Genomic DNA, 21,287 nt, shown 5'->3' with positions numbered 1-21,287 from the left:
TTGTCACCGCCGGCGGCGTCGATTCACTTGCGCGTGCCCAATTCGGACGTCACCGCACCTGGGGGAACACCATGAGCATCGACCTTGCCCAGCACAGCCTCACGAGTCGTTTTGAGATGGTTTCGGCCGATCACACGCACAAGACGAACCAGGACGAGATGCTCCTGCGCAGCTGGCGGCGGACCGGCCCCGACACCTTCACGGTGACCGCCGCCTGGCCCGCCGAGCACCGGTTCTACGTCAGCCGCCTGGGCCTGTACGACCCGCTGCTGCTGAGCGAGACGGTGCGCCAGACGCTGCCGCTGCTCTCCCACGGCGCCTACCAGGTGCCGTTCGGGCATCAGCTGCTGTGGAAGGACTTCAGCTGGACGCTCGACCCGGCGGCCTCGCGGGCCGACGGCGGGCCGGCCGAGCTGGAGCTGCACATCAGCTGCCACGAGGTGACGTACCGGCGCGACCGCGCCTCCGCGATATCCCTGACGGTCGAGGTCGAACGAGGCGGGCAGACGCTGGCCACCGCCCGCACGCGCTTCACCATCCAGGACCGCACGGTCTACAACCGGTTGCGCGGAGCGTACGCCGACGCGGCCGCTGCCACCGCGCGCGCCGTACCGCTGCCGCCGCCGGCCGGTCTGTCGCCCTTCGGGCGGGACCGCTTCGAGGACGTCGTGCTCGCCGCGCGACCGACCGGGCCGACCGCTGGCAGCTCCGTGTCGACACCACGCACCCCGTGCTCTTCGACCACGTCGTGGACCACGCTCCGGGCATGCTCCTCCTGGAGGCCGCCCGCCAGGCGGCGCTGGCCGCCGCACACCCCCGGCCGATGGCCGTCACGGGCATGGACTCGGACTTCGTCAGATACGCCGAGATGGACGCCCCCTGCCTGCTGCACACCGAGCGCCTCGCGGACCCCTCCCAGGTCCGGGTCAGCGCCCACCAGCACGACCGCGAGATCTTCTCCAGCCACGTCACCCTGACCCCGGCACCGACCACCCCCCGAGCCCTGGCGGCCTGAGGGGCCCGCTCCACGGACACCCGCGAGCTCCGGGCCGGCTCACGCGGCCTGACCGGGGCGCGGGGAACCCGTACCGCGGCCCGGGTCGCACGGCGACCGGATCCCCAGGGCCCGAGCCACGGGTCAACGGACCGGGGCGGGGGCGCAAGCCGCCCGTACTGCCGCCCCGGCCGCCCTGCCGGGACCGGCGCCTCAGCAGATCGGCCTCGGCAGCAGGCCGGGGATCTTGTTGAGCCCCGGCCTGCTGACCGCCGGACCAGGACAAGGAAAGTCTCCAGGCCGAGCGCCGTGGCCGCCCGGGCGGATCCGCACCCCAGCCGGCGGGTGCTGCCCGACTGCCGGCCGGCACCGAGACCGAGCCACCGCACCCGTGCAGCACCCGGTCGACGGACCCCGGCCCGGCCCGGATCAGCCACCCCGTCGTACGTCCGGAAGATCCGCCCGAGCCTGACCCGCACCACGGCGTCCGGGCCAGGTGCCGGGCCGCCCGGGCGGATCCGCAAGCCAGTCGGCGGGGGCTGCCGCTGCCCGACTGCCGGCCGGCACCGAGACCGAGCCACCGCACCCGCGCAGCAGCAGTACGTCCGGGAGATTCGCCCGAGCCCCGCACCCCGCCCGCCTGACCCGCACCACGGCGTCCGGGCCGGCCGGGGTCAGTCCGCCGCTGGCTCGTCGGTGGCCGCTGCTTCTCGGAGGGCTGTCAGGAGACCGCGGAGGGCCGGCTGGTCGAGGGCGGTCTCGCGGGCGACCGCCGAGATCACGCGGACCGGTTCGGGGTTGCGGACCGGGCGGACGACGACGCCGGGGTGGCGGCCGCGCAGCCCCAGCCTCGGCATCAGCCCGACGCCGAGACCGGCCGCGACGAAGCCCTGCGCGGTGGCGTAGTCCTCGCTGCGGATGACGAAGTCGGGGCTGAACCCGGCCGCCGCGCAGGAGTCGATCACCGGTTCCAGGCAGGGGCCGGGCGGCTCGCTGCCGACCCACTGCTCCCCGGACAGCTCGTGCAGGTCGACGACCTCCCGGTCCGCGAGCGGGTGCCCCAGCGGCAGGACGGCGGCGTAGGGGTCGTCGAGCAGGTGGACCAGCCGGAAGCCCTCCCCCACCCGTCCCCGCGCCTGCACGACCACCGCCAGGTCGGCCCGGCCACGGGCCACTTCCTGGAACGGGTCCTCCGGGTCGGCGAGTTCGAGGTCGACCCGGACACCGGGGTGTTCCGCGCGGAGCCGGGCCAGGGCCGGGGCCACCAGCGTGGAGCCCGCCGTGGCGAAGTAGCGGACCGACAGGGTGCCGATGCGCCCGGCCCGCAGATCGGCGAGGGCGGTCTCCGCCTGGGCCACCGCCGAGCTGATCAGCGCCGCGTGCTCGGTGAGCAGCAGACCGGCCGGGGTGGGCCGCACCCCCCGCCCGACCCGTTCGAGCAGAGCGGTCCCCGCCTGCTTCTCCAGGGCCGCGACCTGCTGGCTGACGGCGGACGGCGTGTACCCGAGGTGGGCCGCGGCCGCGGTGACCGTCCCACTGGTGACCACCGCCCGCAGGACCTGGAGGCGCCTCACATCAAGCATGTAGCACAGCTTAACAGAGTAGGTAGAACCATTTGCTTGTCCTCACAGTTCGACTGGGGCATGGTCGAAGAGCGGATCGAAGAAGACGGAGATCCAGGAAGCCGGAGATCCAGGAAGACGGAGGGAAGCATCGTGAGCAACGGGACACGGAGTCTGCGGGGCGGAGTACGGGTGGCCGTGCTCGCCCTGCTGTGGGGCTCGACCTTCCTCTGGATCGAACTGGCGCTGCGCGGCCTCTCCCCGCTCCAGGTCACGTTCGTCCGCTGTCTTCTCGGCGCGCTCGTCCTCACCGCCGCCTGTTACGCCTCGGGCCGGCGCCTGCCCCGCGGCCGTACCGTCTGGCGGCACATCGTCGTCGCGGCCTTCTTCTGCAACGCGCTGCCCTTCGCCCTGTTCAGCCTCGGCCAGCAGACCGTCGACTCCGGCCTCGCGGGAGTCCTGAACGCCACGACCCCGCTGTGGTCGATCGCCCTCGGCCTGGCCCTGGGCTCCGAACGCGGACTGCGCCCGGTCCGCCTGGCGGGCCTCCTCCTCGGCTTCGCCGGCACGATCCTGATCCTCGCCCCCTGGCAGTCGGCGGGGGCCACCGGCTGGGGAGCCCTCGCCATCCTGGGCGCGGCCGCCAGCTACGCCGTCGCCTTCACCTACATGGGCCGCACCCTGGTGCGCAGGGGCACCCCCACCATCTCGCTCTCCGCCGCCCAGCTCGTCGCCGCGAGCGGCCTGACCGCCGTGGCGCTGCCGGTGGGCGGCCTGGAGTCGATCGACCCCGGCCCGGCGGTCGTGGCGGCGGCCCTGGTCCTCAGCGTCTTCTGCACCGCGATCACCTTCCACCTCACCTACCGGATCATCAACGACGAGGGCGCCACCAACGCCGCCGTGGTCGGCTACCTGCTGCCCGTCGTCTCCGTGCTGCTCGGTGCCGTGGTGCTGGGAGAGGGACTGAGCCTCCGGGTCGTGCTGGGCATGGCCGTGGTCCTGGCGGGTGTCGGAATGACCCGGCGCAAGGACGCGGCGGCCACGGCTCCGGCCCCGACCGGCGAGACGGAGGCGGGGGATCGTTCGGCGGATCCTTCAGTGGATCGTTCGGCGGACCCTTCGACCCCCCGGCGTCCGGCGCTGAAGACGGCCGGATGACCTCCGAAGACCCCCGGTTCTGATCGGCATCGGCCCCCCAGGACGATTGCGCAACCTCTAAACTGTCGGCGTGGACGCAGCGGAGACAGTGGAGACGGCCGATGTGACCGGATGGGAAGTCGCCGTCCTCGACGGCGGACCGGCCCACGGGATGCGGGTCAAGGTCGCCGACCGGCCCCGGGTCGTGCAGGTGTCGTACCCCTGCCGGGCGGAGGGCGCACCCTCCGGGGTGCGGGTGGACGGTGTCTACGTCTACCGGCTCGATCACGGGGTGACGGACGAACCCCTGCGGTACGGCTTCGACATCGCCTGCCCCTGAGAGCCGCTCCCCCGCGTCCTCGCCGCCAGCAGGCCCACGGCGTACAGGGCGAGGACGGCCGCGAGCAGTCCGTAGTACACGCCGGGCAGCGCGCTCAGGCCGAGGGCCGCTCCCGGCGGGGACACCGGCAGCAGCAGTCCGGTCGCGGCCAGCGCGGCGGCGGACCAGGTCACCGGGCCCGGCCGGCGGCGGGCCCGGCCCGTCGCGCCCACGGACAGCAGCACCATCACCACGGCCTGGGTCAGCAGGTTCTCCGTGAACCAGCCCGAGTGGAACAGCGCCCGGTCGTCGCCGGGGCCCCGCAGGGCGAAGGCCAGGACACCGAAGGTCGCCAGGTCGGCCACGGCGTTCAGGGCGCCGAACCCGACGATGAACCGGAGCAGCTCGCGGGGGTCGAGGACGCTCGGCCGGCGCAGGGCGGACGGGGCGGGACGGTCGTGGGCGAAGGCCAGCTGGGCCGCGTCGAAGCACAGGTTCTGGACGAGGACCTGGGCCGGGAGCATCGGCAGGAAGGGCAGGAGCAGGCCCGCGGAGAGCATCGCGATCACGTTGCCGAGGTTGGAGGAGAGCGTGATGCGCAGATACGTGGCGATGTTGCCGCCCGCGTGACGACCGGCGGCGACCGCGTGGTCGATCGCGGTGAGGTCCTTCCCGGCGAGGACGAGGTCCGCGTTCTCCCTGGTCACCCCGGCCGCCTCGCGCGGGGCGATGCCCACGTCGGCGGTGCGCAGGGCGGGCAGGTCGTTGACGCCGTCGCCGAGGAAGCCCACCGTGTGGCCGCCGGCCTGGAGCGCCCGGGTGATGCGGGTCTTGTCGTCGGGGGCGCAGCGGGCGAAGACGGTCGTACGGGCGGCGAGTTCGGTGAGCTCGGCGTCGGTGAGGGTGTCGAGGCGGTCGGCGGTGAGGACTCCGGCCACCGGCACCCCGAGGTCGCGGCAGGCGCGGACCGCGGTGCCCGGGTGGTCGCCGGTGAGGACCTTGACGGTGACGCCCCGTGCGGCGAGTCGGGCGAGCGCCTCGGCGGCGGTGGGGGCGAGGTCGTCCCGCAGGGTGACCAGGCCGCGGAAGGTGAGGCCGTGTTCGCGGGGGCGGTCGCCGGAGGGGCGTTCGGTGGCGGCGACGGCGAGGACGCGCAGCCCGTCCGCGGCCTGCGCGTCGGCCAGCTCGCGCAGCCGGGCACGCTCCTCCTCGGACAGCGCGCAGCGTCGCAGTACGGCCTCCACGGCCCCCTTGGTGATCAGGGTCTGGGTGCCGAGGCGGCCGGGGGTGCGGACGACCACGGTGGCCAGACGGCGGGCCGGGTCGAAGGGGAGGGCCGTGACGCCGTCGTACGCCGTGAGGGTGTCCTCGTCGGCCCCGGCGAGCAGGGCCTCGTCCAGGGCGTCGGGTGCCGGGAGGTCGGCGAGCTGGAGCGACCACCAGGCGGCGGCCGCCGCCCAGCGCAGTACCTCGGGGTCGTCGTGGCCGGCCGCGTCCAGGGCGCGGTGGACCACCGGGCGGTCCTGCGTGAGGGTGCCGGTCTTGTCCACGCACAGGACGTCCATGGCGCCGATGTCGTGCAGGGCGGGCAGCCGTCGCACGATGACGCCGTGGGTGCGGGCCAGGAGTCCGGCGCCGCGGGCGAGGCAGGTCGTGACGAGAACGGGCAGCATCTCCGGGGTCAGCCCGACGGCCACGGCGACGGCGAAGGGGAGGGTCTCCAGGCCGCGGCCGCGCAGGGCGGCGTTGGCCATGAGCACCAGGGGCGGGGTCAGCAGCGCGAACCGGATCAGGATCCAGGAGACGCCCTGGACGGAACGTTCGAAGGCGGTCGCCGGGGGTTTTCCGGTCCGGCGGTGCGCCGCGGCGAACCGGGTGCCGCCGCCGGTCGCGGTGACCACGGCGGTGGCGCTGCCGGAGGCGACGCTGCTGCCCTGGAAGCAGTGCCGGGGGTCCTGGAGGACACCCCGGTCCCCCGGGTCCGCCCCCGCCGCCTTCTCCACCGGCGCGGACTCTCCGGTGAGGGCGGCCTGGTGGACGGCGAGCCCGGCCGACCGCAGCAGTCGTACGTCCGCGGGGACCAGGTCGCCCGGACCCAGCCGTACGACATCGCCGGGGACGAGTTCTTCGACCGGGATCTCACGGGTGACGGGGGCCGCGTCCTCGTCGGCCCGGCGCTGGACCGTGACGGTGGTCGCCACCAGGCGGCGCAGTTCCGCCGTGGAGCGGTCGGCCCGGTGTTCGCCGGAGGCCCGCAGGACACAGCTCACGACGACCAGCAGAAGGATCACGGAGGCGGTGCCCCAGGCGAGGACGGCGGCCGACACCAGTCCCAGGCAGAGCAGCACCGCGGTGAAGGGGTCACGCAGACTCCGTACGAACAGGCGGGGCCAGGAGGGGTCCAGGGCATCCGGAACCGCGTTTGCGCCGACCCGCGCCAGCCGCGCCTCGGCCTGCCCCTCGGTCAACCCCCGCGGCCCGGCCCCGACCCCCCGCAAGACCTCGAAAAGCCCGGCGTCCGCCCCCACGGCCCGCTCACCCGCCCCTGCCCCACCACCCCCGCCGGGGCGGGTGACGAGCGGTTCGAGTGAGTCGCCGGGGACCGGGGTCCTCACTGCTGCCTCGTCGGGTACTGCGGGGGCTCGGTGACCAGCGGGCGCGGGCCCCGGCCCGTCCCCCGGTCCCGGTACGGGCATCACCCCGCCTACACCGGACGACGGCCCCCCCGACGCGCCCGACGCGGCGGGACCGGCAGTGGGGGCGCCGCCGTTCTCCCCCCGCGCCCCCGACCGCTCAGACACCGGCCTCGCGCAGTCGGGGCGGGGTCCCGGAGGGGGTCTCGCGGGCCGTCAGCTGGCCGACCATGACGCGGACCACGGTCACGATGTCGGGGTCGTCGACGTAGTAGACCTGCCGGCGGCCCTCGCGGCGGGAGCGCACGAGCCCGGCGAGCTTCAGCTTCGCGAGGTGCTGGCTGACCGCGGGCAGCGCACCGCCGACCCGGTCCGCGAGGTGGGTGACGTCGCTCTCGCCCTGGGACAGCGCCCACATGATGTGCAGCCGGGCGGAGGAGGCGAGGAGTCCGAACACGGCGGCCGCCTCGGCGAGCACCTCCGCCGACGGGTCCTGGAAACCGCCGACGACCTTCGCCACAGCCCTCTCCGTCCTCTCGGATCAACCGCCGGACCAAGTGTAGGGGCGGCCCGGTGATCGTCCCGCTTCGTCCGGTACCGGTCCCTCCCCTCGTGGGGACCGGTACCGGAGGAAGCGGGTGACCGTGGGCGGAATGTGGCCGAGAACGTACGGCGCGCTGGTTGGAACGCGGAGCGCTGAAGTGGTGGCCTGTCATGGCGTCGTCCGGTGCTGCGCCGCAGGGGCATGATCCTGCCAGCCAGGCGGCCGACAGAGGAGGTTCCGGTGTCGGAAGCAGTGCGTTACCGCAGGTCAGGCATATAAAGTGAGTTTTCCGGTCCGGATTCAACCGCGAGGGAAGTAAGGGGTGGAAGACCTTGAGCTCCGACTCAGGAGCACGCACGGCCTTCGCGGAGCGTCTCGCCCTGTTGTACAGAGAGGCAGGTAATCCGCCCCTCAAGCGCGTGTCCGAGGGCGTCGGCCGGCTCCAGCGTGTGGACGAGCGCGGACGCCCCGTCCGGGTCTCCGCTCAGCGCATCAGCGACTGGCGCCGGGCCCGGAACGTGCCCGCTCAGTTCACCGCCCTCGCGGCCGTACTGCACATCCTCATTCCCGAAGCCCGGCGGATCAGTCCCACCCCCGTCTCGGCCGGTCTGTACGACCTCGGCCAGTGGCAGCGGCTGTGGGAGCGCGCGCTGGCGCCGGACGAGGACGAAGGTCCCCAGCCCGAGCCGCCCGCCGGGGTCTGCCCGTACCGCGGCCTCGCCTCCTACCGGCAGGAGGACGCCCGCTGGTTCTTCGGCCGGGAACGCAGCACGGAGGCCCTCGTCAGGCTGCTCCGCTCGGCGGCCGGGACCGGCACCGGCGGTCTGGTGATGCTCGTGGGCGCCTCGGGCGCGGGCAAGTCCTCGCTGCTCAACGCGGGCCTGGTGACCGCCCTGGAGGAGGGCGCGCTCGGCGGCGCGGACCCCAGGGTCGTCCAGTTCGTGCCGGGCGCCGATCCGCTCACGGAGCTGACCGGCCGCATACCCGAGCTGAAAACTGTCCTGTCCGCCGCGAGGGCCGACGGACCGGACATCGACCGTCCCCCCGAATTCGCGCACGCCGTCCGGGAAGCGGTCGCCTCGTGGGCTCAGCACGAGGCCGCCACCGCCCGGCCCGTTGTGATCGTCGACCAGTTCGAGGAGGCGTTCACCCTCTGCGCGGACGACTCGGACAGACGCACGTTCGTCCAGGCGCTGCACGCCATGTGCACCCCCGCCGGCCCGGACACCCCCGCACCCGCCCTCGTCCTGCTGGGCATCCGCGCCGACTTCTACGAGCGCTGCCTGGACCACCCCGAGCTCGCCGACGCGCTCCAGCACCGGCACATGGTGCTCGGGCCGCTCACCGACACGGAACTGCGCGAGGCCGTGGCGGGCCCGGCAAGGGCCGTAGGCCTCGAGCTGGAGCCGGGGCTCGCGGAACTGATCGTGCGCGAGGTGAGCGCCGACGGTCCGCGCGGGGCGCACGACGCGGGCGTGCTGCCGTTGCTCTCGCACGCCCTGCTCGCGACCTGGCAGCGCCGCAAGGCGGGCCGGCTGACCCTGGCCGGCTACCGCGCGGCCGGCGGTATCCAGGGTGCGGTCGCGGCGACCGCCGAGCGGGCCTGGTCCGCTCTGGACCCGGCGGCCCGCACGGCGGCCCGGCTGCTCCTGCTGCGCCTGGTGCGGCTCGGCGAGGACACCCAGGCCACCCGCCGGCGCGGCACCCGGCGCCAGCTCGCCGCCGAGTCGACGGACCCGGACAAGACGGAGGAGTCCCTCGAGGCGCTGGTGCGGGCCCGTCTGGTGACGCTGGACGCGGAGAGCGTGGAGATCACCCACGAGGCCCTGCTGACGGCGTGGCCGCGCCTGCGCGAGTGGATCGACGAGGACCGCAGCGACCATCTGCTGCGCCAGCGCATCGAGGAGGACGGCCGCTTCTGGGAGGGCTCCAACCGCGACTCCTCGCTGCTGTACCGGGGATCGCGCCTCGAACAGGCCCGCGCCTGGGCCAAGTCGGCCGGGGACACCTATCTGACGCGCAGCGCGGTGGAGTTCCTCGCCGCCTCGGTCCGGCTGCGGCGGCGCTCGGTCCTGATCGCCCGGGGCGCGGTGGCGGCGCTGGTCGTCCTCGCGCTGGTGGCCGTCGGTTCGGCGGTGGTCGCCTGGCAGCAGCGCAACGACGCCGTGTTCGAGCAGGTCGTCGCGGAGGCGGACCGCGTCCAGTCCACGGACCCGTCGCTGTCCGCCCGCATCGACCTGGTCGCACACCGTCTGCGGCCCGACGACGAGGGCACCAACACCCGCCTGATCTCCATCGTCAACGCCCCGCTGGCCACCCCGCTCACCGGTCACACCGGTGCCGTGTACCTGACCTCGTTCAGCCCGGACGGAAAGCTCCTCGCCACCGCCGGCTACGACCGGACCGTCCGGCTGTGGGACGTCAGCGACCGCCGCCGGCCCAAGGCCCTGGGCGAACCCCTCGTGGGCGGCACGAGCTGGGTGAGCAGCGCGGTCTTCAGCCCGGACGGCCAGACCCTGGCCAGTGCCGGCGACGACGGGACGATCCGGCGCTGGGACCTCGCCGACCCACGTCACCCGAAACCGCTGGGCCCTCCCCTGACCGGCCACGACGGCACCATCTACCTGATCGCGTTCAGCCCGGACGGACGCACCCTGGCCTCCGCCGGCGAGGACCGCACCGTACGGCTGTGGAACACGAGCGGCACGCAGGAGCCGCCGGTCGTGCTGACCGGGGCCGGGGCCGCCGAGCGGTCCGTGGCGTGGAGCCCCGACGGGCACACGCTCGCCGCCGGCGGTGACGACAACACGGTGAGGCTGTGGAACACCGGCGATCCCCGGCACCCCCGGACGTACGACAGGGTGCTCAAGGGACACACCGGTCTGGTGCACTCGGTCGCCTTCAGCCCGGACGGGACCGAGCTGGCCAGCGGCAGCGCGGACGACACCGTCCGGCTGTGGGACGTGCGCGACCCCGCCGACCCGGGGCCGATCGGCTCGCCGCTCACCGGGCACACCGGTCCCGTCTGGTCCGTGGCCTTCAGCCCCGACGGGAGCAAGCTCGCCGCCGCCAGCGCGGACAGCACGGCGAGCCTGTGGAACGTGAGCGACCCGGCGTACCCCTCACAGGTCGGCGAGCCCCTCGCCGGGAGCAGCGGGGAGATGTACGCGCTGGGCTTCAGCCCCGACGGCCGTACGCTCGCGACCGGCAGCGGCGACAGCAAGGTGCGTCTGTGGTCGATCCCGGCGGGGGACCTGGTGGGCAGCAGCGGGGCGTTCCGGCGGGACGGCGACGTGCTCGCCACGGCCGGGCGGGACGGGCGGATCCGGCTGTGGAACGTGACGGACCCGGACCGGCCCGTGGCCTTGGGCAGGCCGTTCACCCCTGTGGTGCGCGACCCGTTCTCCCAGGTGCTGTTCTCCCCCGACGGCCGCACGCTCGCGGTGCTCACCACCGGCCGGGTCCAGCTGTGGAACGTCACCGACCTCGCCCACCCCGTCCCGCACGGTCCGGCGCTCGTCCTGCACTCCCGGTTCATGGGCCCCGACGCCCTGGCGTTCAGCCCGGACGGACGCACCCTGGCCACCGCCTACGACAGCCGCAGCCTCCAGCTGTGGGACGTCACCGACCCGGCCCACCCGGTCTCGCACGGCCCGATCGCCGGCCACCGGGGGTACATCGACAGCCTCGTCTTCAGCCCGGACGGCCGGACCCTGGCCAGCGGCAGCGCGGACGGCACGATCCGGCTGTGGAGGGTGACGGACCCGGCCCGTCCGGCCCTGCTCCGCAAGCCGCTCACCGGGCACACCGGACCCGTCAACGTGCTCGTCTTCAGTCCGGACGGGCACACCCTGGCCAGCGGCGGCGACGACGACACGGTCCGGCTGTGGGACGTGAGCGACCCCCGGCACGCCGAGCGGACGGGAGCGGCGCTCACCGGGCACAGCGAGGCGGTCGTGTCGCTGACCTACAGCCGCGACGGCGCCACGCTGGCCAGCGGCGGCCACGACAACACGGTCCGGCTCTGGGACGTGGCCGACCCGTCCGCGGCCGGCCCCATCGGACAGTCGATGAGTCCCAGCGCCAGGACCGGCAGCTTCCTCTCCTTCAGCCCCGGCCGGCGGATGCTCGGCGTCTCCAGCGGGGCGGACACCATCCGGCTGTGGGACCTGGACGTCGACAACGCCATCGACCGCGTCTGCGCCACTACTGCGAACGTTCTGACCCGCGAGACCTGGGAGGAGTACCTGCCGCGGCTCTCGTACGATCCTCCGTGCGACTGAAGCGCATTACGTGATCCCGATCACAACTTCTCCCCGCACCCGAGCAGTCCGCTCCCGCAGTTCCTGCGGCCTTGTTACTGTTGGCCACAGCCCGACCGCTGGTGCATCCCCCGTCGCCAGCGGTCGGGTCTTTTCGTCCACGACCGGCCAGGCCTGCGTGTGCGAACAGGAATTACCCCGGACGCCGCTCTACCGGTCGAGGTCGAGGTCGAGTTGCAGCATCCGGATCGCGTTCCCCCGCAGCAGCTTGTAGGTCACGTCCTCGGACAGCCCGGCCACGTGCTCCCACGCCACCTTCTTGGTGTGCGGCCAGGTCGAGTCCACGTGCGGGTAGTCGGTCTCGAAGGTCGCGTTGTCCACGCCGACGGTCTCGATGGCCTCGATGCCGTGCCGGTCGCGGAAGAAGCAGCAGAAGATCTGCCGGTAGTAGTACGTCGACGGCGGCTCCGGGATCAGGTCCTTGACCCCGCCCCAGGCCCGGTGCTCCTCCCACACGTCGTCGGCACGTTCCAGCGCGTACGGGATCCAGCCCATCTGGCCCTCGCTGTACGCCAGTTTGAGCCGCGGGAACTTCACCAGCACCCCGCTGAACAGGAAGTCCATCATCGAGGCCATGGCGTTGTTGAAGGACAGGGACGCCTGGACCGCGGGCGGGGCGTCGGGCGAGGCGGCCGGCATCTGCGAGCTGCTGCCGATGTGCATGTTGACCACCGTTCCGGTCTCCTCGCAGACCGCGAAGAACGGGTCCCAGTAGCCGGAGTGGATCGACGGCAGCCCCAGATAGGTCGGGATCTCGCTGAAGGTGACGGCCCGGACGCCCCGTTCGGCGTTGCGGCGGATCTCCGCGACCGCGAGCTCGACGTCCCACAGCGGGATCAGGCACAGCGGGATCAGCCGGCCCCCGCTGTCCCCGCACCACTCCTCGACCATCCAGTCGTTGTAGGCGCGCACACAGGCGAGCCCGACCTCCTTGTCCTTGGCCTCGGCGAAGGTCTGCCCGCAGAAGCGCGGGAAGGTGGGGAAGCACAGGGAGGCCTCGACATGGTTCATCTCCATGTCCGCCACGCGGGCCTTGGGATCCCAGCAGCCCCGCCGCATCTGCTCGCGGGTGATCCCGTCGAGGGTCATCTCGTCGCGCGAGAAGCCGACGGCCGCGATGATCCGCTTGTACGGGAAGAGCTCGCCCTCGTACTCCCACCAGTCGGTGAGCTGGCCCTCAGGATCAGTGGTGAACCGGTACTTCCCGCCGACGTACGCGAGGTCCCCGATGCCTGCGGTGAGCGGCTTCGGCCCCCGGTCGCGGTACTTCGCCGGGAGCCAGGTCTCGAAGAGGTGTGCGGGCTCGATCACGTGATCGTCCACGCTGATGACTTTGGGGATCTCCCTGATGCCCGGTCCCGTTCCGGTTCCGCTCTCGGTGGTGACGGCCATTGCCTGCCCCCTAGCCGGTATCTGATGGGTCGTCAGATCGAAGGCTAGGGGGAGGCACCGGCATCGGCAAGGGCCGGACGGGGGGCGTGCGGCGGCCGCGCGCCCGGACCTCAGTTGTTCCAGGTCTCGTCGTACGGATCGTGCGGCGTCGGGACCGGCTCTGCCTCCGTGACCACCAGGTACGGGATCGGGCCGCCGTTCACCGGGTCCTTGGTCCGCTTCGCCGTGTACGTGCCGGTGACCTGGAGCCAGCCGTCGGGTTTGAGGACCGGCGGGATCTGCCCGGTGAGGCCGACCTTGACCGGCTGGGCGTCCGCCGCGCAGCAGTTGAGGGCCATGCGGACCAGGTAGGGCGCGCCGGAGCGGTCCAGGGCGACGAACCCGGTGATGGTGATGCGCCGCCCGGCCAGGCCCTCGCCGTGCTCGTAGACCGCGCGGCCCGCGTAGTCGGCGAGACCGAGCCGCAGCGGCCCGCTCTGCGGGAGCCGCGCATAGCCGTACGACTGCTGCAGGGCCGTGCCCGTGCGCATCGCGCTGTAGGAGCCGAGGGCGGGCGGGGCGACGAGGATCAGGGCGAACAGGGGCAGGACGAGGAGCCAGGAGACCCGGGGTTCACGGTGGGCGTGCCCCTGCTCCCCGGGTCCGGCCCGCCACTCGTACCAGGCCGTCGCCAGCGCCGTCGCGATGAGGACGACACCGGCCGTCAGGACCAGCGGACGCAGGCCCGCCTTGACGTAACGGAGGTAGAGGTCGGTCAGGCCCGCGTGCAGGAGGGCCGCGCCGAGGACGAACAGGACCGCCGACTGTGCCTGCCGGTTCACAGCATCACCCACCCGGTCAGCACCGAGACCACGATCGCCAGGGCGAGGGTGGCGGGGGCGAAGCGCAGGGCGAAGGCCCGGCCGAAGGTGCCGGTCTGCATCGCGAACAGCTTGAGGTCGATCATCGGGCCGACGACCAGGAAGGTCAGCCGCGCCGTCAGCGAGAACTGGGTGAGCGAGGCGGCCACGAACGCGTCCGCCTCCGAGCAGATCGACAGCACCACGGCGAGCGCGGCGAGCGCCAGCACGGCGATCACCGGGTTCTCCGCCGCCGTACGCAGCCACGTCTGCGGGACGACGGCCTTCAGGGTCGCCGCCGCCATGGCGCCCACGACCAGGAAGCCGCCCGCGTGCGTCACGTCGTGCCGGACCGAGCCCCAGAAGGCGGCGCCCCTGCCCTGCCCCTCGTGGGCGTGCCGGGCCGGCGGTTTCAGCAGGTCGGTGCGGCCGAGGCGCAGCCACAGCCAGCCCATCGCGCACGCCACCAGCAGGCTCGCGACGAGCCGCGCCACGACCATCCCGGGATCGCGCGGGAAGGCCACCGCGGTCGCCGTCAGCACGATCGGGTTGATCGCCGGGGCGGAGAGCAGGAAGGCGAGGGCCGCCGCCGGGGTGACACCGCGCCGCACCAGCGCCCCCGCCACCGGCACGGACGCGCACTCGCAGCCCGGCAGCACCGCGCCCGCGGCCCCGGCCACGGGCACCGCGAGGGCGGGGTTCTTCGGCAGGGCGCGGGCGAAGAACGACGGCGGCACGAACACCGCGATCGCCGCCGACAGCAGCACCCCGAGCACGAGGAAGGGCAGCGCCTGGACGAGCACGGCGACGAACACCGTCATCCAGCTCTGCATCACCGGAGCGCCCAGCGCGCCCCGGATCGGCCCCTGGAGCAGCACCACCCCCAGCATCAGCAAGGTCAGCACGAGAGGAGAGTTCAGGCGCCGCTCGGCCGCGCCCGGCGGTGCCGGGCGCACGTCCTCGCCGGTGTCCCGCGTGGGCGGGGGTGCTTTGGTCACGGCCACGGCCGGGGTCCCTCCGGAGGTCGGGTGCTGGTTTCCCTCCCCGTGCGTACGGCGGAGAAGGTCCGATTGCTCAGTGTGCGCGGCGGTTTGGGGATTTCTTGGGGCAAGGGCTGCTCGAAGGGGCCGTGCAGGATTCCTCACCTGTCGTGCGTGGCACCATCCGTCCCGGTGAGGCAGTCTTCTCCCTCGTGGGGAGCGTTCCGAACCAGGGTCCCGGACTGCCGGGCGACACGGCCGCGCACATGGTGGTGTGCGGGGACGACGGGCTCGCGCACCGGCTGGCGGCCGAACTGACCGGGGTCTACGGCGAGCGGGTCACGCTCGTCGTACCGGCCTCCGAACGGTCCGTGCGGCCACCGGTGGTGGTGCGGGCCCGGTCCGCGTCCGCGCTGCTGGACCGGGTGGTCACCGCGGCGGCCGGACTGACCGGCAACGGTGGCGCCACCGCCACCGCGCCTGTCACCGCCTCCGGCGAACCTCCGGGCGGCATACGGCTGATGGAGGCCGCCGAGCCCGGCGAGAGCGCGCTCGCCGAGGCGGGCGTGGAACGCGCGGACGCGCTCGCGCTCGTGTACGACGACGACGAGACCAACATCCGCGCCGCCCTCACCGCCCGCCGCCTCAACCCCCGGCTGCGGCTCGTGCTGCGGCTCTACAACCGGCGCCTGGGCCAGCACATCGAGGAACTCCTCGACCAGGCCGCCGCGTTGGCGACCGGCGGCCCGGCCGACGGGACCGGCTTCGACGCCTCCACGACCGTGCTCTCCGACGCCGACACCGCCGCGCCCGCCCTGGCCGCCACCGCCCTCACCGGCACCAGCAAGGTCCTGCAGACCGGCGGACTGCTGCTGCGGGCGGTCGAACGGCCGCCGGCCGGACCCGGGGCGAGCGCCGATCCGGGTCTCGCCACGCTCGCCCTGCTCTCGCCGACCGACACCTCCGGGCCCGGCGGCGACCAGGGCCCGACGCTGCTGCCGGACGCGGCGGCGGTACGCGAGGGCGCCGGGCGCGCGACCGTCGTGCTGGAGCAGGTGTCGTACGCCGGGCCCGCGCTGCCCGACGGCCGGGGTGTGATGCCCTGGTTCGCCTCGCTGTTCTCCCGGCGGCTGCGGTGGTCGCTGGCCGGCATGGTGGCGTGCGTGGTCGCACTCGCCGTCGCCCTGTGGCTGGTGACCGGGATCCATCCGCTGCGCGCCTTCTACCTCACACTGCTCGACCTGTTCGCGATCGACGACCCCGCGATCGGCGAGTCCGTCGGACGCCAGATCCTCCAACTCCTGTCCGGGTTCGCCGGACTGCTGCTCCTTCCGGTGCTGCTCGCCGCGGTCCTTGAGGCCCTCGGCACCTTCCGCACCACGTCCTCCCTGCGCAAACCGCCCCGGGGCCTCGGCGGACACGTGGTGCTCCTCGGCCTCGGCAAGATCGGCACCCGGGTGCTGACCCGGCTGCGGGAGCTGAACATCCCCGTGGTGTGCGTCGAGTCCGATCCCGAGGCCCGCGGACTGGCCACCGCGCGGCGCCTGCGGGTGCCGGTGGTGCTCGGGGACGTGACCCAGGAAGGGGTCCTGGAGGCCGCCAAGATCCACCGCGCGCACGCACTGCTCGCGGTGACCAGCGTCGACACGACGAACCTGGAGGCGGTGCTGTACGCCCGGGCCGTGCGGCCGGACCTGCGGGTGGTGCTGCGGCTGTACGACGACGACTTCGCGACCGCGGTGTACCGCACCCTCAGGGCGGCCCATCCGGGTGCGTCCACGCGCAGCCGGAGCGTCTCCCACCTGGCGGCTCCCGCCTTCGCCGGGGCGATGATGGGACGCCAGATCCTGGGGGCCTTCCCGGTGGAGCGGCGGGTGCTGCTGTTCGCGGCGGTGGACGTCGGCGGGCATCCGCAACTGGAGGGCAGGACGGTGGGCCAGGCCTTTCGGGCGGGTTCCTGGCGGGTGCTGGCACGTGAGGAGTCCACGGACGCACCGGGACTGGTCTGGGACCTGCCGGACACCTATGTGCTGCAGAGCTCGGACCGGGTGGTGCTGGCGGCCACCCGGCGGGGGCTCGCCGAACTGCTGGGGCGCAGGGGACGGGACCGGGCGGGGGCATAGCCGTTCGTCGCGGGCTGCGGGTGCGTGGAGGCCGGCGCGCAGTCCCCACGCACCCACAGCCGGAAGTCCGCGCCCGCTACCCCAGATGCCGCTCCGCGAAGTCCAGCTCCAGCCTGACCTGCTTGATCCGCTCGTCCACCACCAGCGAACCGTGACCGGCGTCGTAGCGGTACACCTCGTGCACCGCGCCCCTCGACTCCAGCCGCTTCACGTAGTTGTCGATCTGGCGGATCGGGCACCGGGGGTCGTTGACCCCCGCCGAGATGTACACCGGCGCCTTGACCTGGTCCACGTACGTCAGGGGCGACGACGCCTCGAAGCGCTCCGGCACCTCCTCCGGCGTACCGCCCAGCAGGGTCCGGTCCATCGCCTTCAGCGCCTCCATCTCGTCGTGGTAGGCGGTGACGTAGTCGGCGACCGGTACCGCCGCGATACCGAGAGCCCAGGCGTCCGGCTGGGTGCCCAGGCCCAGCAGGGTGAGATAGCCGCCCCAGGAGCCGCCCGTGAGGATCAGACGGGCGGGGTCGGCGAGGCCGGAGCCGACCGCCCACTCCCTGACCGCCGCGATGTCCTCCAGCTCGATCAGACCGACCCGGTGCTTGAGCGCGTCGGTCCACTCGCGCCCGTAGCCCGTGGAACCGCGGTAGTTGACCCGGACGACCGCGTACCCGTGGTCCACCCAGGCCGCCGGGCCCGCCGCGAACGCGTCGCTGTCGTGCCAGGTCGGGCCGCCGTGGATGTCGAAGACCGTCGGCAGCGGTCCCGTCGCCCCCGCCGGCTTCTGCACCAGGGCGTGGATCCGGCCGCCCGGACCCTGCACCCACACGTCCTCCACCGGCACCGAACCGGGGGACTTCAGACCCGGCGGGTCCAGGACCACCTCGCCGGTCGTCGAGCGCACCGCCGAGGGCTCGGCGGCCGAGGACCACAGGTACTCCACGCTGCCGTCGGGGCGGGCCGTCGCCCCCGAGACCGAGCCGGGCGGGGTGGGGACCTTCTCCAGCTTGCCGCTCTCCAGGTCGTACCGGAACAGCTCGCTGCGGGCCTCGAAGCTGTGCGCGATGAGCAGACCCGTGCCGTCCGGGTACCACTCGGCACTCACGTCACCGGGCAGGTCCAGGGCGAGGTCGGTCTCCTCGCCCGTGGCCACGTCCCACACCAGCGGCTCCCAACGGCCCCGCCGCTGATGGCCGACGAGCAGCCGGGTGTCGCCGTCGACCGGGGCGAAGCCGAGGACCTCCAGGCCCAGCTCCCGGGTGCCGCCCTCGGTGTCGTCGAGCTCGGCGACCGCCCTGCCGTCCGGGCGCACCACGCGCAGCGCCGAGTGCATGGCGTCGCCGTGCTCGGTGTGCTCGACCGCGATCAGCGAGCCGTCGTGGGAGAGGTCGCCGACGCCCGCCGACTCACGGTGGCGGTAGAGCTCCACCGGGTCCTCGCCGGTGCGCACGAGGTGGACGGAGGTGCCCTCGTCGTCGGTCGAGCGGCCCACGACCGCAGTACGGCCGTCCCGGCCCAGGGCCAGGCCCGCCGGGTAGGACGGTTCCAGGCCCGGCGCGGCGAGCTCGTCCGGGCCGCCCTCGAAGGGCTGGCGGCGCCAGACGCCGAACTCGTCGCCGTCCTTGTCGTCGAACCACCAGATCCAGGCGCCGTCCGGGGAGAGCACGCCGTCCGTGGTGCCGTTGGGCCGGTCCGTGACCTGACGCTGGACGCCGGTGGCCCGGTCCCAGGCGTACAGCTCGTACGTCCCCGTGGCGTTGGACACGAACAGGGAGCGGTCGGGGGCGTCCTGCGCCCAGTCGGGCAGTGACACCCGGGGCGCCCTGAAGCGCTTCTCCCAGTCCGGCATCTCGTTGTTCCGCTCGGCCGCGGCGGACCCGTTGCTCTCAGTCATGACCCCATACTGCCTGCCCCCACAGACAATCCGCAGACGAGGTCCCCAGCCTGTGGACAACTTCCGCCGACCGCGCGCCCGGACCCCCGCGACCAGGCCCGGAATGCCGTCCCGGGCCGTTGTCAGTGGCGGGGTGCACACTCGTCCCCATGACCGATCTGCGCAAGACCGTGGAGAGCTTCTGGGCCTCGGCCGAGGCCCGCGACTGGACCGCGTTCGCGGACACCCTCGCCGAGGACGTCGTCTACACCCTGCCGCAGACCCGCGAGCGCGTCAGCGGGCGGGAGCGGTACGTCGAGTTCAACCGCGAGTACCCGGGCGACTGGCACCTGCGGATCGAGCGGATCGTCGCCGAGCCCGGCCAGGTCGTCACCTGGACGCACTTCACGGTGGGCCTGGAGGAGATGTACGGCATCTCGTTCTTCACCGGGGACGACAGCGGCCGCATCACCACCGTCACCGACTTCTGGCCGGAGCCGTACGAACCCCCGGCGGGCCGCGACCACCTCACCGAGCGGTACTGACCCCGCGCCCCGCCGCCCCCGGGCGGCCCCGTACCGTGGGGGTGTGTACCGGTTTCTGCTGACGCCCCGCTGGTTCGGCATCAATGTCTTCGTGCTGCTCGCCATCCCGTTCTGCCTGTACATGGGGTCCTGGCAGCTGAGCCGGTTCGAGGACCGGATGACGGAGAGCCGGGACGCGAAGCAGTCCGTCGTCACCGACGGGCGGGAGGCCGCGCGGCCGCTGGCCGAGCTGCTGCCGGTGGACAAGGCGACCTCCGGCAAGCAGGCCACCGTGACCGGCCGGTACGACAAGCAGCTGCTCGTTCCCGACCGGCAACTGGACGACCGCGAGGGCTACTACGTCCTGACGCTGCTGCGCACCGACGGCGGCAAGGCCCTGCCCGTGGTCCGGGGCTGGCTGCCGGGCACCCCCGACCCGGCCAAGGCACCGGCCCCGCCGAAGGGCGAGGTCACCGTCACCGGGGCGCTCCAGGCGTCGGAGACCCCCGGGGACAACGGCGTCAGCGCGCGGGGCGGGCTTCCGGCCGGGCAGACCGCGGCGATCAGCGCGGCCTCGCTGATCAACATCGTGCCCTACGAGGTCTACGACGCGTGGGTCACGCTCAACACCGGTGACTCCGGGATGAGGGCCGTGCCGGCGAGCGCGCCCTCCGGCAGCGGGCTGGACCTCAAGGCCTTCCAGAACCTCGGTTACACCGGTGAGTGGTTCGTCTTCGCGGGCTTCGTGGTCTTCATGTGGTTCCGGCTGGTGCGCCGCGAGGTGGAGTTCGTCCGGGACGCCGAGCTGGGGATCCTCCCGGACGACGACCAGCCGTCCCAGGGCCAGCCGCAGGAGAAGGCGACCGCCTGACGGCGCGGGCGACCGCCTGACGCCCCACGGTCACGACGAGGTGAGCACGCCCGTCCAGTACACGACCCCCGCGCACGCGTTGGACACGGCGGTGGACACCGACGGTCCGCCGCCCTCCGCCGTGTTCGTCACCAGGACGCTGCCGTCGGCCGTGCCGTCCTCCGTGACGAGCTGGGTGGAGGTGCCGGTGTCGCCGCCGGTGGAGGAACCCTCGCCCGCGGAGGTGTCCGGGGAGGCCGTGGGGTCGGGGCTGGGGTCGGTCGAGGGCTGCGAGGTGGGGCAGGTCTCGGACGGCACCCAGGCGAACTTCACGTCGTAGGAGGAACCCGGCTGGAGCAGCAGCTGGGAGACCTCCTGGGACGGGTCGGGCAGCCCGGCGGAGGCCGCGTCGCCGGACACGTGCCGGACCGCGCTGATCTTGCCGGGGTCGGCCGCGCCCTGCGCGGTCGGCGTCACGGTGCCGGGGCCGGTGACCGTGCAGGCGGCGGTGGAGCCGTTGGTGACGTGGAAGGTGCCGTAGACCGTCCCGGAGGCGTCGGGCACCGCGGTGCTCGCCGTGGGGGTGCCGAGCTGGGCCGCCGTGCAGACCGGGGCGCTCGTGGAGCTCGTGGCGGACGGGTCGGTGCCGCTGGTCGCGCCGGTGCTCGCGCCCGCCGACTTGCCCTTGTCCTCGCCCTTCGCCGTGCCCTTGTCCGTGTCCTCGGTCCTGCCCGAGGAGCCGCCGGAGGTGGACTCGCCACCGTCCTCGTGCTTGCCCTCGCCCGCGCCGCCCTGCATCTGCGAGGTGTGCCCGGCGTTGGAGGTGTTGGCATCGGTGCCGGTGGAGGAGACGTGCACGACGGCGGGGATCGCGGTGCCGAAGAAGAGGGCGGCGGCCGCCATGCCGACGACGGCCTGGCGCTTGCGCGCCCGTCGTGCGGGGACCGCCTTGCGCAGGTGGTCCAGGGTGCCGTCACGCGGCTCCATCTCCTGGACCGCCTGGTGCAGCATCCGTCGCAGTGCCAGCTCGTCCGAGTCGAACTCCCCCGTGGAGCTCAGATCTTCGGGGCCCTGATTCACAGTTCCGTTCCCAGCGTGCGATTGCTTGTGCTCTTGCCGCGCCGCCCGGGTCGGCTCGTGCTCGCCTTCCCCGGTCGGCTCATGCCACGCGTAAGGCTCGTGGCGCCGTCCCTCGGAA

15 protein-coding genes are annotated in these 21,287 nt (G+C 73.5%); 7 read left to right on the top strand and 8 right to left on the bottom strand.

Features of this window, described 5'->3' with window-relative positions:
- Window positions 1-71: 71 nt before the first annotated feature.
- Window positions 72-977: an AfsA-related hotdog domain-containing protein gene (locus M2163_RS27325; RefSeq protein WP_280895286.1), complete on the top strand. Its 906-nt coding sequence runs from the start codon at window positions 72-74 to the stop codon at window positions 975-977.
- A gap of 691 nt (window positions 978-1,668) precedes the next feature.
- Here M2163_RS27325 and M2163_RS27320 read toward each other — a convergent pair.
- Window positions 1,669-2,577, bottom strand: a complete 909-nt coding sequence (locus M2163_RS27320; RefSeq protein ID WP_280850210.1) for a LysR family transcriptional regulator — start codon at window positions 2,575-2,577, stop codon at window positions 1,669-1,671.
- 132 nt (window positions 2,578-2,709) lie between these two features.
- On the opposite strand from M2163_RS27320, the gene M2163_RS27315 reads away from it, so the two are divergent.
- Window positions 2,710-3,714, top strand: a complete 1,005-nt coding sequence (locus M2163_RS27315) for a DMT family transporter (protein ID WP_280850211.1) — start codon at window positions 2,710-2,712, stop codon at window positions 3,712-3,714.
- Window positions 3,715-3,802: 88 nt separating this feature from the next.
- Entirely contained in the window at window positions 3,803-4,033 is a 231-nt protein-coding gene (locus M2163_RS27310; protein WP_280854132.1) for a hypothetical protein, read from the top strand.
- Here M2163_RS27310 and mgtA read toward each other — a convergent pair.
- Both mgtA and M2163_RS27300 read right to left on the bottom strand, forming a co-directional pair.
- Entirely contained in the window at window positions 3,979-6,540 is a 2,562-nt protein-coding gene (gene mgtA, locus M2163_RS27305) for a magnesium-translocating P-type ATPase (protein WP_280897325.1), read from the bottom strand. The genes M2163_RS27310 and mgtA overlap by 55 nt on opposite strands.
- A 265-nt stretch (window positions 6,541-6,805) precedes the next feature.
- Window positions 6,806-7,165, bottom strand: coding sequence for a metalloregulator ArsR/SmtB family transcription factor (locus M2163_RS27300; RefSeq protein WP_280850213.1), 360 nt, complete (start codon window positions 7,163-7,165; stop codon window positions 6,806-6,808).
- 356 nt (window positions 7,166-7,521) lie between these two features.
- Here M2163_RS27300 and M2163_RS27295 point away from each other — a divergent pair, with 356 nt between their 5' ends.
- Window positions 7,522-11,472 carry an AAA family ATPase gene (locus M2163_RS27295; protein WP_280895285.1) on the top strand — a complete coding sequence of 1,317 codons (3,951 nt, stop codon included), beginning with the start codon at window positions 7,522-7,524 and terminating at the stop codon, window positions 11,470-11,472.
- A gap of 189 nt (window positions 11,473-11,661) precedes the next feature.
- On the opposite strand, the gene M2163_RS27290 is transcribed toward M2163_RS27295, so the two are convergent.
- The 3 genes from M2163_RS27290 to M2163_RS27280 all read right to left on the bottom strand — a co-directional run bounded on the left by M2163_RS27290 (window position 11,662) and on the right by M2163_RS27280 (window position 14,746).
- Window positions 11,662-12,903, bottom strand: a complete 1,242-nt coding sequence (locus M2163_RS27290; protein WP_280850214.1) for an amidohydrolase family protein — start codon at window positions 12,901-12,903, stop codon at window positions 11,662-11,664.
- Between the two features lie 110 nt (window positions 12,904-13,013).
- Window positions 13,014-13,724, bottom strand: a complete 711-nt coding sequence (locus M2163_RS27285) for a TIGR03943 family protein (RefSeq protein ID WP_280895284.1) — start codon at window positions 13,722-13,724, stop codon at window positions 13,014-13,016.
- Complete coding sequence (locus M2163_RS27280; protein ID WP_280895283.1) at window positions 13,721-14,746, bottom strand: permease; 1,026 nt, start codon at window positions 14,744-14,746, stop codon at window positions 13,721-13,723. Before M2163_RS27280 ends, M2163_RS27285 begins: the two co-directional genes overlap by 4 nt.
- Window positions 14,747-14,988: 242 nt before the next feature.
- Here M2163_RS27280 and M2163_RS27275 point away from each other — a divergent pair, with 242 nt between their 5' ends.
- On the top strand, window positions 14,989-16,845 hold the full coding sequence (locus M2163_RS27275; protein WP_280897324.1) for an NAD-binding protein: 1,857 nt from the start codon (window positions 14,989-14,991) through the stop codon (window positions 16,843-16,845).
- A gap of 76 nt (window positions 16,846-16,921) precedes the next feature.
- Here the strand turns inward: M2163_RS27275 and M2163_RS27270 are convergent, their stop codons facing one another.
- Window positions 16,922-18,736, bottom strand: a complete 1,815-nt coding sequence (locus M2163_RS27270) for a prolyl oligopeptidase family serine peptidase (RefSeq protein ID WP_280850217.1) — start codon at window positions 18,734-18,736, stop codon at window positions 16,922-16,924.
- A 149-nt stretch (window positions 18,737-18,885) separates the two neighbouring features.
- Between M2163_RS27270 and M2163_RS27265 the strand changes: the two genes are divergently transcribed.
- Together M2163_RS27265 and M2163_RS27260 are read left to right on the top strand one after the other, a co-directional pair.
- Window positions 18,886-19,260 carry a nuclear transport factor 2 family protein gene (locus M2163_RS27265; RefSeq protein ID WP_280895282.1) on the top strand — a complete coding sequence of 125 codons (375 nt, stop codon included), beginning with the start codon at window positions 18,886-18,888 and terminating at the stop codon, window positions 19,258-19,260.
- Between the two features lie 43 nt (window positions 19,261-19,303).
- The gene (locus tag M2163_RS27260) at window positions 19,304-20,110 is read left to right on the top strand and encodes an SURF1 family protein (RefSeq protein ID WP_280850219.1); all 807 of its coding nucleotides are present in this window, start codon (window positions 19,304-19,306) and stop codon (window positions 20,108-20,110) included.
- 30 nt (window positions 20,111-20,140) lie between these two features.
- Here M2163_RS27260 and M2163_RS27255 read toward each other — a convergent pair whose 3' ends face one another.
- The gene (locus M2163_RS27255; RefSeq protein WP_280850220.1) at window positions 20,141-21,169 is read right to left on the bottom strand and encodes a hypothetical protein; all 1,029 of its coding nucleotides are present in this window, start codon (window positions 21,167-21,169) and stop codon (window positions 20,141-20,143) included.
- Between the last annotated feature and the right edge of the window lie 118 nt (window positions 21,170-21,287).

Origin of the sequence: Streptomyces sp. SAI-135, assembly GCF_029893805.1 — a bacterium.
In the GTDB taxonomy this organism is placed as follows: domain Bacteria; phylum Actinomycetota; class Actinomycetes; order Streptomycetales; family Streptomycetaceae; genus Streptomyces.
The sequence above is the reverse complement of the archived record's forward strand: the minus strand, read 5'-3'. Positions and strand labels throughout refer to the sequence as shown.